Here is a 12,388-nt window from a genome sequence, read left to right as displayed (position 1 = left end):
GCGGGCGAGCGATCTTGGATGCGTCCAGCGCCCGGGAGACCGTGGCGGTCGAAAGCGCTCCACAGCGGCGCTCACCATCCGCGGGAGCTCCGTCAGGACTGGGAGCACATGACCGCCAGGATCGTCCCGTATCTGCGCTCCGTCGTCGGCGCGGACGTCGGCGACCCGCGCCTGGTCGAGATCCTCGGTCAGTTGTCCCTGCGCAGCGAGCGGTTGGCAGAGCCGTACCTCTGGGCTGATGTGTAGCGGCACGTGCAGAGCGGGACACCTGCACGCGCTGCCCCGGCGCTCCGTCGGCGCAGGAACGCTGGGCCCGCACACGCCCCGGCGGACGTGTAACAGCCCGCGACGCGTGCCCGTGACGTGATGCCCGCGCTCACGCAACGACTGTCCAATGGCAAGCGCCCTGGTATCAGGCTGCCGCCATGCCGGCTGCGTTCGCGGCCCGGCCGCCGCCGTGGCGGCGGCGCATCGCCGCCCCGCAGCCCGTCAGGGCGGTGACGAAGCATGACGCACTGATCAAGTGCGGACTCATCGCCCGGTACTGCCGGGGGCCTCCGCCTTGGAGGGGAGCAGGCAGGAGCCAGGGGGTTTCCACATGCAATATCTGTTGCCGGGCCGGAGAATCAGCTGTGAGTGAAGGGGTAACTCCGCCGCGGAAAGGGGCCAGACAGTGGGAGAGCACGTCCTTGAGCCGGAGGCTCAGGAGATCGTGGACGCGACAGCGAACCCGCCCTTCTTGTACGAGCTCGGTCCGGAGGGCGCCCGCAAGGTGCTCGATGACATCCAGGCCGCCCCGGTCGACAAGGTGCAGGTAGGTGAGGACAAGTGGATCACGGTGCCGGCAGAGGTGGGCGATGTCCGGGTCCGCCTGATCAAGCCGCTGGGCACCGAGGGCCCTTTGCCGGTGATCGTCTACATCCACGGGGGCGGATGGATCCTGGGCAACTCGGGTACGCACGACAGGCTCATCCGCGAACTGTGCGACGGCGCGAAGGCCGCGGTGGCTTTCGTCGAGTACGACCGTTCCCCGGAGGCCCGCTACCCGGTGGCGATCGAGCAGGCGTACGCGACGGCGCAGTGGGTCACCAGGAACGGGGCGGGCGAAGGTCTCGATGCGAGCCGCATGGCGGTCGCCGGTGACTCGGTCGGAGGAAACATGACGGCCGCCGTCGCGATCATGGCCAAGCAGCGGGGCGACGTGAGTTTCGTCCATCAGTCGATGTACTACCCGGTCACGGACGCCGGACAGGACACCGACAGCTACCGGGAGTTCGCCGACGGCCCCTTCCTCACGGCGAAGGCCATGGAGTGGTTCTGGGATGCCTACATCCCCGGCAACGACGACCAGCGCAACGAGATCACGGCGTCGCCGCTGCGCGCAACGCTGGATGAACTCGCCGGACTCCCGCCGGCGCTCGTGATCGTCGACGAGAACGACGTGCTGCGTGACGAAGGCGAGGCCTACGCACGCAAGCTGACCCAGGCCGGTGTTCCCACGACCAGCATCCGCTACAACGGCATCATCCACGACTTCATGATGCTCAACCCCGTACGACCGACCAACGCCACCACTGCTGCCATGGAGCAGGCCGTTCGCACCCTGCGGAAAGCCCTCAGCGGTTGAAGCGGTGCAGTCGGCTGATTCGCTCATGCTGGGTGAATTGCCGTAGCGGGACAACCCCGGCCGTGTGAGCAGTTGCGCCTCCTCGAGACCCGATCGATGAAGGTCGTCGTCCTGGGGCTCGATGGGTCGCTCTGCCCAGATGGCCCTGCCGTAGTGGCGGTTGCGGCCCGAGGCATCGATGCGAGTCGTTCCCCGAGGGTGTTCGTACGCAGTGCCGCGTACGAGGGGCCGGGGTCCTGGCCGCACAAGTCTCCGTGTCCGGGCGCGCCGCAGGAGGTGTTCCTGTGCGCCTCCTTGTGTGGCATGTCTCCCGGGGCGCACAAGGCAGGGCGCGGTGGAGGTACGGATGCGTTCAGCGAGGAGGCGTACGGATGGCCAGGTCGTGCTCGGGCGGTACCGAGGGTGTTGCGGACGGCAAGGCGCGGTTCGACGACATCTACGACCGGCCGGACCCTCGCGCGTACTTCGGGCGCCTTGCCCCGCTGGAGTACGAGATCCCGCACCACGCACAGCCGGTCTTCCGGCAGGTCGCAGCCGAACGCGCCGCGCTCGACGACGGGTGCCCCCGGAGGCCGGCGGTGCTGGACGTTTGCTGTTCGTACGGGATCAACGCCGCGCTGCTCAACCACGACATCACGCTGGGGCAGATGTACGAGCGGTACACCTCCCCTGCTTGCCGGGCGATGTCGACGGCGGAACTCGCGGCGCTGGACAAGGAGTTCTATGCGGAGCGGCGCCGACCGGACGCGGTTCCGGTGTTCGGACTGGACGTCGCGGCACCGGCAGTGCGGTACGCGGTCGAGGTGGGGCTCCTGGACGCCGCCTTCACCGACGACCTGGAACAGGGCTCACCCGGCCCTGGGCTGAGGCGCGCGCTTTCCGAGGTCGGCCTCATCACCCTGACAGGTGGAGGCAGCTATATCACCGCCCGAACGTTCGCGGCTCTGCTGGACGGTACCCGGAGGCCGGTGTGGGTCAGCGCGTTCGTGCTGCGGACGGTGTCTTACCACCCCATCGTGCGGACCTTGGCCGCGCACGGTCTCGGCACCACCGTCGACGCGTCCCGGACTTATCCGCAACGCCTCTTCGCGGACGAGCGGGAGAGGCGGTATGCGATCGCGGCGGTACGGGCGCTGGGCGGCGACCCTGCCGGGCGCGAGGAGCACGGACGTTTCCAGAGCCTGCGCTATGAGTCCCGACCCGATACGGCGTGAGGCTCTCGCACTACTGGCTCAGCCCGGACCTGCGCCACGCGGAGGGCATCCGCCCAAAAGCGCGGATCATTGGCATGTGCCGCGCGTCCACGGGGGCGATCGCGGCGCTGTCTGCCCGGCCGCTACCGGCAGCCTCGTGGCAGCGGCCGGATCCCCATACGAGCGCAATGCGCTAATGCGACTAATGCCCTGGAATAGGCAGAATACGCGATCTCGACCTGCTCTTTTTCTGTTTCAGAATCAATCAACCGCTGTGGTGGGGGAGAACAGCGCGTAGATGCTTGCGCCGACGATGGAAGCGGCGCTATCAAGCAGGGGTATCGCGAGCGATCCGGAACGGCAGACGCCGGCGAAGCGGCCCCTCGGGCACACTCGGATCGTCGAAATCGTCGGCCGGATCCCGGGTCATGCCGATCCGGCGCATCACGGCCCGAGAGCGAAGATTGTGGGCTGTTGTCGATGCAACCACCCCCGCGAACGGCATGTCGTCCGCCACCTCGTCCCAGCCGACGCGGCCGATGAACTCACCGGTCTCCCGTTTTTCGAGCGCGCACCGGCCGAGCACATCCTGGCCTTGACCGCCCGCTGTCACACTTATCTGCTACCGCAGACTCCCCAGCCGAATGACCTGTTATGCGTTGGGATTGTCCGGGGGGTGCAATGCCTCGCGGGCGTTTCGTGTGGGGTCTTGCACAAGAGCTTGTTCCTGCAGTGAGCCGGGAGCGGCTCTTTCCGGGGCGGCAGGGCTGAGGGCGTTCTGGGATGGTGGCGGCGGGTTGTGGTCGTCGGGGGTACCGGATCCGGCCGGAGGAAGGCGCAGGGCGAGCAGGGCAGTGTCGTCGCCGTGGGGGGCAAGGCGTTGCAGGAGCTCGTCGCAGAAGTCGTCGACGGTTCGGGTGTGTAGTCGCTGGACCAGGGCGGAGGCGTGGTGGCGGAGTCTGGCCATGCCGGCCTCGATGGGGAGTTCCCGGCTCTCGACGAGTCCGTCGGTGTAGAAGAGCACAGTGGCTTCGGCGGGTAGGTCGTCGTGCGCGTCCGGCCAGGTCAGGCCCAGGTGCATGGTGGCGCTCATGCCGATCAGCGGCCCGTGCCCGCCGGTGAGGAATCGGGTGTCTCCGGCGGGAGTGATCAGCAGCGGCGGGGGATGGCCGGCATTGACCCAGTGCAGCCGCCAGGGGCCTCCTTCAGGGCCTTCGACGCGGGCGAAGATCAGCGTGGCCATCGGTGCGTCGCTGGTGTGGGTGACCGCCTCGTCCAGTCTGCGCATGATCACGCTGGGTGGCTCCACGTGGGTCCAGGCGAGAGCGCGCAGCATGTTGCGCACCTCGGCCATGTGGACTGCGGCCTGCAGGTCGTGGCCCACCACGTCTCCGATGACAAGGGCCAGGACGCCGTCGGACAGCAGGAAGGCGTCGTACCAGTCGCCGCCGATCTCCATGGCGCGCTGTGCCGGTAGGTAACGGGCGGCCATCCGCAGGTGGTCGACTTGCGGCAGCGGTGCCAGTAGCTGGCGTTGCATGGTCTCCGCGACGTTGCGCTGCTCGTGGTAGAGCTGGCTGTTGTCCAGCACCAGCGCGAGTCGACGCCCGATGTCCGCGAGCAGCCGCATCTCGGTCTCGGTCGGCGGATGAGAGTCTTCGGCTCGTGCCACGGTCAGGATGCCGTAGTACCGCCGACGGGACCGGATCGGTGCGGCGATGGCCCATCGGCCGCCGAGCCGCTCGAACAAGATCCGGTGGCTGGCCGCGAGCGGCGCACCCGCATCGGTCATGTCGGTGGCATGCACCAGTACCGGCTGGTCGCCGCGGATGATCCCCGGCTGGCGCCGTGTCGCAGGCAGCGCCAGCGGCCCCATCAGTTCGCCGCAGGTGTCTGCATGGGTGGCGCTGCGCACCGCGACACGCTGCAGGATGCCGGATTGCGCGTCGATGAGGTCGATGGTCGCCCAGTGACCGAGTTCGGGTACCAGCAAAGGAAGCAGCTTCCGCGATGCGGCGGTGCCGTCCATGTTGGACATCAGCACCGATGACACCTCAGCGAGAAGATTCAATCGGCTCGTGAGCGCTTCCAGAGCGGTGGTGTGGGCGATCGCCTGCACTTCCGCGTCCCGATGCAGGCTGAAGTCGCTGAATACGATCACCATCCCCGCGGCCTTTGCTTCCGGCATGAGCGGTGTCGCCGACCAGATGATCGGCAGCAGGACGCCGTCACCGCGCAGGAAGTACTCCTCACTGCCTTCCACAGCGTCCCGGCTACCGGCCAGCGGAGACCGCATCAGGCACTGCTCACGGGGGACCCGGCTGCCGTCGGGACTGCGATGGAGCAGGTCGTGTGCGTCACGCCCCAGCATCTGTGCCGCGGGCCAGGCCAGTAGGCGCTCCGCCCACGGGTTGACGTACGTGATCAGCCCGGCCGGATCCATGGTGAAGACCCCGGCGCCGATGTCGCGTAGGACGGCACCCGCGAGGCCAGGATTTCGTTCACCATCCGAACCGGTCATGGGATACCACTCCTCGAGCTGCGCCACTGCGGCCGGCCCTGCCACCAGCAGCGGGCCGCGCCGGACGACCGTGAAGCGACCCGCGCCCAGGGGTGTTCGGCGCGGATGACCACCGGCTCTGCCGTGATCTCGTCGGTGATCAGATCGGGCGTAGCCAGGTCCGGCGCTCGACCCGCGGCGAACGTCACGGACGCATGAGGATCTTCACCGCGTCGTCCTCCTTGTGCTGGAAGATCTCGTACGCATGCGGGGCGTCTTCCAGCGGCAGGTGGTGGGTGGCGAAGTTGTCCACGCCGAGCGGATCATCATCGGTGAGCAGCGGCAGCAGGTCGTCCACCCAGCGGCGCACGTTGGCCTGCCCCATCCTGAGTTGGATCTGCTTGTCGAACATGGTCAGCAAGGGCAGCGGATCGGCCGCACCGCCGTAGACGCCGCTGACCGAGATCGTGCCGCCCCGCCGGACCAGGTCGATGGCTGTGCGCAGCGCCGCCAGCCGGTCCGTCCCGGCCTTCTCGGCGAGGCGTGCCGCCACACCGCGGGGCAAGAAGCCGGTCGCCTGCTGCGCCATCCGCCCCAGCGGACTGCCGTGCGCCTCCGCGCCCACGGCGTCGATCACGCTGTCGGGTCCACGCCCGTCGGTGCGGTCCCGGACAGCGCGTACGAGCTCCCTGGCGTTGTCGAAATCCGACAGATCGAATACCTCGACGCCTCGGTCCCGTGCCCGGCTCAACCGTGCGGCGACGAGATCGACGCCGAAGACAGCGCGGGCGCCCTGGTGCAGGGCGATACGGCAGGCCATGTCTCCGATCGGGCCGAGACCAAGGACAGCGACCGTTCCGCCGGCCGGGATGTCGGCGTACTGCACGGCCTGCCATGCGGTGGGCAGCACGTCGGACAAGTAGACGAAGCGGTCGTCGGAAGGTCCTTCAGGCACCTTGATCGGCCCGTACTGGGCCTGGGGCACTCTCAGGTACTCGGCCTGCGCGCCCGGCACCGCTCCGTACAGCTTGGTGTAGCCGAAGAGGGCCGCGCCCATACCCTGCTCGGTGACCTGAGTGGTCTCGCACTGGGTCGGCAGACCCGAGTCGCACATCCAGCAGTGCCCACAGGCGATCTGGAAGGGAACCACCACGCGGTCCCCGGGACGCAAGTCCACCACGTCCGCCCCCGTCTCCTCCACCACGCCCATAGGCTCGTGCCCGAGGATGTCGCCCGGCGTCATGAAAGGCGTGAAGATCTCGTACAAATGCAGGTCGGATCCGCACAGGCCCGTCGAGGTGATGCGGACGATTGCGTCCGTCGGCTCTTCGATCGACGGGTCCGGAACGGAGTCCACGCTCACGTGCCGCCGTCCCTGCCAGGTCACTGCCTTCATCGCGGCCGCTCCTTTCATCCGAACGGGTACCGAGCGCGAGAGGCGCCCAGCGCGGTCACGTCCCGAGTACCCACTCCACGCGGCTTGACGAGGGAGGGCGTCGCCGAGGCCGTCATACCGAACAGGGCCAGACCGCGGCGGGTCTGCCGAGGACGCCGAGCCCCGGGCAAGACTCGTCGGCGACCGGCACACAGCGACGGCGGTCTGCGCAGTCAGGCCGAACCTCAGCAGTGATCGACCACCTTGCCGCCTGCGCATGAGGCACGAAGAGCGAGCCCCGCTGCCTGATCGCTGACCGGAACCGGCCCAGCACACGCCTGCCGATCGCGTGAGCACAGCCGCCGCCATGGCCGGCTTCCGCGGCCGCCGTGTCCAGGCCACGGAACCCGTCAATCTCTGGCATCGAGGGTGACGGAGTGGTGCTCAGCTGCGGGCGGCGATGACGGTGATGTCGTCGCGTGTGTCGCCGAGGTCGTGGACGAGTTGAGCACAGAACTCCGGTAGCCGCAGGTGGAGGTGAGCGATCGCGTGCTGGCGCAGGCGGGTCATGCCGATGTCGAGGGGCTGGGTGCGGGACTCGACGAGGCCGTCGGTGTAGAGCAGAAGGGTGCAGCCTGCCGGCAAGCGGATGTGCGCGGTAGGGCGTTCGACGGTCGGGCGCGGGCCCAGAAGTATGGCGTGGGCGCCGGAGAGATAGGTGGCGGTGCCGTCGGCGGTGATGAGCAGGGGCGGAGGGTGCCCGGCAACGGACCAGGCAAGGTCCCAGGTCCGGTCTGGATGGGCCCGCAAGCGGGTGAGGATGACGGTTGTGCGTCTACGGTTCGGCGCAGGGAGGGGGCCAGAGCGAGGTCGACTTCGCCGGTGAGAACTACCACCGCCCACGTCCCTGAGCCTTCCGACACTTCGACGCTGGACCTCGGAACCAGCACGGTGGCTCCTCCTCCCGTGGAATGCCCCCATACTCCCACCCGGCGGTCTCGCGCCGCGCTCGATCCCTCCCGGTCGCACGGGCAGCGGCCGGCGGCGTGTGGAGACCTCGGCGTAGTGATCGTAGTGATCGGAACAGGCGTCCGGGTCGCGCGCATTCATCGGGGAGCGAGCGTCGGTCAGCCGTCACCGGGTGCTTCACACCGGACGGGTGGCCGACTGTGCCGCGGCGTGCTGTTGCGCCCAGACGGTCTTTCCATCGTTGCGGTAGTGGGTGCCCCAGCTGTCCGCGAGGGTGGCGACGATGAACAGCCCTCGTCCGGTCTCATCGATGGTTCGGGCGTGCTTCACGTGCGGGGCACTGGTGGACGCGTCGCTGACTTCGCAGGTCAGTGTTCCATCGAGGATCAGGCGCAGGCGAAGGGGTGCAGAGCCGTAGCGGACGGCGTTGCCGACGAGTTCGCTCGCGATGAGTTCGGTGGTGAAGGCGTCTTCGTCGCCCACGTTCCAGGTCCGGAGCTGGCGGCGTACCGCGGCCCGGGCCAGGGGCGCGGCTTCGGGCTCGGCTGGCAGGGAGTAGGTGAGGACCTGTGGTGACGGGAGAGCCTTGGTGCGTGCGAGCAGCACAAGCGCATCCTCCGACCGGTCGTCGTCCCTCAGCCCGTATGCCAGGGCGTCGCACAGGTCGCCGAGGGGGCGGTCCGCGGCCTCGTCCAGGAGGGGGCGTAGCGGGGCGGACGAGGAGAGGACCTTCTCGGCCAGTGCGGCCGTGCCGATCACCAGGGTGCTCCCCGCGGGGAGCGCGACCGTGGTGGCTGGGAAGGGTGCGTTGCCTGTACCGGCGAGCAGGGGGCCTGCCGGGACGTCGAGAGTTGCGGAGCTGCCGTCCGCATGGACCGCGACGGGCTCCGGCAGCCCAGCTCGGACGATCGTGCAGGTGAGTTCGACCGGGTCGTAGACCGCGATCAGGCATCCCGCCGTCAGCGGTTCGCGATGCAGGGGGTCGCCCTTCGGCAGGGCGGCACGTTCGGCGGCCAGGCGGGCGGCGGTGTCGTTGAGACGGGCCATCAGGTCGTCCGGCTCCAAGTCCAGCGCGACCAGGGAGTTGATCACGGTCCGCAGCTGACCCATCGTGGTGGCGGCGGCGATCCCTTGCCCGGCGACATCGCCGACGATCAGCGCCGTCCGCGCCCCGACCAGGGCGATGACATCGAACCACGCACCGCCGCCCTCGGAACCGGGAAGGTGCAGGTGCGAGAAGTCCACCGTGGAGGGCACCTCCGGCCGCTGGGGCAGCAGCCTGCGCTGGACGGTAGCCGCGATGGTCCGTTCCCGGGCGTAGCGGCGGGCGTTGTCGATGCACAGAGCCGCATGTGCGCACACATCGGTGACCAGCGCCATGTCCTCTGCCACGAAGGGCTCCTCGCCCTCCTGCCGGTAGAAACTCACCACGCCCAGGGCCTCGCCCCGCAGGGCGAGCGGAGCCACGATCAAGGAGTGCAGACCGGACTGCGTGATCGCGTCCGCCCGGGCCGGGTCCGCCCCGAGCCACATGCTGTTCTCCTCCACCGAAACCAGCCGAGGCCGTAGATCACTCAGTACCCTCGCGAAGGGAGTCCCGTAGGGCAGGTGCCGCACTTCGCCCACCGGGTACGCCGGCACCCTGCCCCGGAAGGCTGCCCGTCGAAGGGGGACATCGCGGTCGACCGGAACCAGCGGCGGCGCCTGGCCACGCACCACGTCTTCGATCACCTCCACCACCGCGACGCCCGAGAACGCCGGGACCACCGCCTTGACCAGCTCCTCGCTGACAGTGATCACATCCAGGTGTTCGCCCACCCGCTTGCGAACCGCGTCCAGCACCGACAGCCGCTGCAACGCCCGCTCGCGGGCGGTGACGTCGACCGCGGAGGCCACCAGACCCAAGACGTCACCGCGCGCGTTCTCCAGCCGCACATAACTGACGGAGTAGACAGCCTGCGTACGGCCGGAAAGCGTGGCCATGCCCCGTACCAGCCGGTCGAGCGCCGGCTGTCCACTCTCCAGGACTCTGCGTGCCGCCGCCTGTTCCTGCTCGGGCGCAGCCAGCTGATACGCCTCGGTGAAGACCCGGCCCAACAGTTGTGCGGTGGGCGCGTCGCGCAGTGCGCGTGTCGCCGTGTTCATCCGGACGATGCGCAGCTGATCGTCCAGCACATGCAGGCCCACGGGGGACTGGGTGAACATGGCCCGCAGGATCGCCACGTCCCGGCCGGAAGGAGCATCGCCCGAAGCACGCACCTCCCACACCACCGAGGACCCTCTGAGTACGGGCTTCACCAGCACAGGGGCCGCATCCTCGACGCGAGCCCGGCGCCACTGCTCATCGGCCGCAGCCTCGCCCACGAGGGCGGCCACGAACTGTCCGACCGCCTCCTCCGCACACCACCCGAACATCTCTTGCGCGGGACGATTCCACTCGATCACCCGCCCGCTCTCATCCAAGCGCATGAGGACGTCACCGTTGAGGATGGACAACACACACCTCCGCCCCATTCATGCCCCGCCCGGCGGGCAGCAGTGCTGCTGAGCCGCGAGCAGCCACCGATCGGCGCAGCGCCTCGATCTCGATGGCCTCCGGCCAGGCGGGAGGAGCCAGGTAGCGGACGCGAGGGGACAGGGGCGACGCCGGGCTGTACGACCATTCCAGCAGACCCCATGCCACGGCGCACCGCGTTGCGGCAGCAAGGGAGGACGAGGTCCGCCGACTGCGGCAGTAACGCAAGCTGGGCCCGGCCCGGTCCGGCCCGGATCGGATCGGCCCGGTCCAGGGCCTGCCCGTCTCGACGGCCCACCGGGGCCTTCCCCGGCACGCTTGAACCGTGTGGCCTTCCTGGACCGGCCCACGGGACAGGTCATCCGCCGCTACGCACGCAGCCGGCCAGGCGTACTCGTCCACCTGGACGTCAGGAAACTCGGCCGCATCCCCGACGGCGGAGGCCGGCGCGTCCACGGTAGGCGCATCGGCGAACCAGATCCGCTGCCGGACGACGGGTCCGGTCGCGCTCCTGCGGCGGACGGCAGGTTGAAGGCGTTCGCTGCACGGAGTGAGAGCGAACGCGACGTGAGCCGTCCCTTCCTCCGGGGGCGAGAGCCGCCCAGTCACCCTCCCGGATATGAACGATCAAATTCCCGGGCTCGGAGACAGCCGTCGCGACCGGCAGCGACATCAACTCCCAGGTGAGGGCGGCTGGAAAACAATGAGTGCAGTCGCTGCCGGAGGGGTTGACGGGAAGACGCATCGACGGCATCTTGAACGATCAAATTCAGCCGTTGGCAGGACCACTGCCATGAGCCGGTCGACGCAGCGTGTGCGTCTGCCGGTGAGCAACGAGGAGGACACCGTGGGGTCTTCGCGGATAGCCGTTGGCGCGGGACTGGGCCGACCGAAGCCCCCGGGCGCGAGGCCGGTGCGGCGGGCGGCCGCGGTGGTGGCGGCGCTGATGTGCGCCTCGGTGCTCAGTGGATGCGGAGGCTCGGACTCCTCCGACACGGACTCCGGAGGGCCGGAGAAGTCCCAGGACCGCGGCCCGATCGCCTTGGCCACCGGTAAGGACACCACGGGCACGTTGCAGGGCCAGCTCGAACGCTGGAACAAGCAGCACCCCGATCAGAAGGTCACTCTCGTCGAGCTCCCGGAGAGCGCCGATCAGCAGCGCCAGCAGTTCATCCAGAACGCTCAGACCAAGTCCGACACCTACAGCGTGCTCAATCTCGACCCGATCTGGGTGGCCGAGTTCGCGGCCAACCAGTGGATCGACGAGCTCCCCGCCAAGGAGTTCCCGCTCGACAGGATGATCCCCGCCGTCGTGAAGACCGGCGAGTACTTCGGCAAGCAGTACGCGGTCCCGTTCAACACCAATGCGGGTCTGCTCTTCTACCGCAAGGACCTTCTCGACCGGATCGGTGCCCAACCACCCACCACCTGGGCTGAGTTGAAGCAGGACTGCGTGAAGGTGCGGAAGCTCCCGCAGGGCAAGGACGTCGACTGCTACGCCGGGCAGTTCGACAAGTACGAGGGGCTGACCGTCAACTTCTCCGAGGCCGTGGCCTCCGCCGGCGGCAGCGTCGTCGACGACAAGGGCAAGGCCACCGTCGACACCGAGGCCGCGAAGAAGGGCCTGCAGTTCCTCGCCGACGGGTTCAAGGACGGCACCATTCCCCAGCAGGCCTCCACCTACAAGGAGGAGGACGGCCGCCGAGCCTTCCAGGCGGGCAAGCTCCTGTTCCACCGGCAGTGGCCCTACCAGTGGTCTCTCGCCAACGCCAAGGACGGGTCGAGCAAGGTGGCGGGGAAGTTCGGCGTTGCCGCGCTGCCCGGCCTCGACGGCCCCGGAAAGTCCAGTCTCGGCGGACTCGACCTGGCCATCAGCAAGTTCGCCAAGAACAAGGCGACCGCCCTCGACTTCATCAAGTTCTTCTCCAGTGAGGCCAACGCCAGGACCAACCTCAAGGTGACCTCCGCGGCCCCGCCCTACACCGGCCTCTATGACGACCCGGCGCTGCGCAAGCAGTTCCCGTACCTGGCCACACTCAAAAAGTCGCTCGACACAGCGACGCCCCGGCCCGTGGTCGTGCACTACGGCGATGCCACGGCCGCCATCCAGGAGAGTGCCGCGGCCGCGCTGAGCGGCTCCAAGTCGGTCGACGAGGCCTTGGCCGATATGCAGAAGAACCTCTCCGCCGCCATCGCCGCGAAGTAGACA

Annotated in this window: 8 protein-coding genes and 2 pseudogenes; 5 read left to right on the top strand and 5 right to left on the bottom strand. The window is 68.7% G+C overall.

Annotated features, from left to right (window positions below; all coding sequences use genetic code 11):
- Positions 1-18 precede the first annotated feature (18 nt).
- The 3 genes from H305_RS55835 (at position 19) to H305_RS47460 (ending at position 2,841) form a co-directional block, all read left to right on the top strand.
- On the top strand, positions 19-246 hold the full coding sequence (locus H305_RS55835) for a hypothetical protein (RefSeq protein ID WP_158690596.1): 228 nt from the start codon (positions 19-21) through the stop codon (positions 244-246).
- Between the two features lie 427 nt (positions 247-673).
- A complete protein-coding gene (locus H305_RS0130480; protein ID WP_028803789.1) occupies positions 674-1,627 on the top strand; it encodes an alpha/beta hydrolase in 954 nt (317 codons plus the stop codon).
- Positions 1,628-1,998: 371 nt separating this feature from the next.
- Positions 1,999-2,841: a hypothetical protein gene (locus H305_RS47460; protein ID WP_051371105.1), complete on the top strand. Its 843-nt coding sequence runs from the start codon at positions 1,999-2,001 to the stop codon at positions 2,839-2,841.
- A 307-nt stretch (positions 2,842-3,148) separates the two neighbouring features.
- On the opposite strand, the pseudogene H305_RS47455 reads toward H305_RS47460, so the two are convergent.
- From H305_RS47455 to H305_RS47450, 5 genes and pseudogenes are all read right to left on the bottom strand, one after another.
- Positions 3,149-3,400 (bottom strand): annotated as a pseudogene (locus H305_RS47455) (GNAT family N-acetyltransferase); the annotation flags it as partial.
- A 72-nt stretch (positions 3,401-3,472) separates the two neighbouring features.
- Positions 3,473-5,341, bottom strand: a complete 1,869-nt coding sequence (locus H305_RS0130465; RefSeq protein WP_028803788.1) for a SpoIIE family protein phosphatase — start codon at positions 5,339-5,341, stop codon at positions 3,473-3,475.
- 184 nt (positions 5,342-5,525) lie between these two features.
- A complete protein-coding gene (locus H305_RS0130460; RefSeq protein ID WP_028803787.1) occupies positions 5,526-6,716 on the bottom strand; it encodes an alcohol dehydrogenase catalytic domain-containing protein in 1,191 nt (396 codons plus the stop codon).
- A gap of 423 nt (positions 6,717-7,139) precedes the next feature.
- Entirely contained in the window at positions 7,140-7,505 is a 366-nt protein-coding gene (locus H305_RS53560) for a PP2C family protein-serine/threonine phosphatase (RefSeq protein ID WP_028803786.1), read from the bottom strand.
- A 336-nt stretch (positions 7,506-7,841) separates the two neighbouring features.
- Positions 7,842-10,133 (bottom strand): SpoIIE family protein phosphatase, encoded by a 2,292-nt coding sequence (locus H305_RS47450; RefSeq protein WP_158690595.1) that lies wholly within the window; start codon positions 10,131-10,133, stop codon positions 7,842-7,844.
- A 170-nt stretch (positions 10,134-10,303) separates the two neighbouring features.
- On the opposite strand from H305_RS47450, the pseudogene H305_RS55130 reads away from it, so the two are divergent.
- Both H305_RS55130 and H305_RS47445 read left to right on the top strand, forming a co-directional pair.
- Positions 10,304-10,644: pseudogene (locus H305_RS55130) on the top strand (IS481 family transposase); the annotation flags it as partial.
- Between the two features lie 328 nt (positions 10,645-10,972).
- Entirely contained in the window at positions 10,973-12,385 is a 1,413-nt protein-coding gene (locus H305_RS47445; RefSeq protein WP_234021127.1) for an ABC transporter substrate-binding protein, read from the top strand.
- The last annotated feature ends 3 nt before the right edge of the window (positions 12,386-12,388 follow it).

Origin of the sequence: Streptomyces sp. 142MFCol3.1 (assembly GCF_000424945.1) — a bacterium.
Taxonomy (GTDB): domain Bacteria; phylum Actinomycetota; class Actinomycetes; order Streptomycetales; family Streptomycetaceae; genus Streptomyces; species Streptomyces siamensis.
Note: the sequence above shows the minus strand (reverse complement) of the source record. Positions and strands in the feature narration are given on the sequence as shown.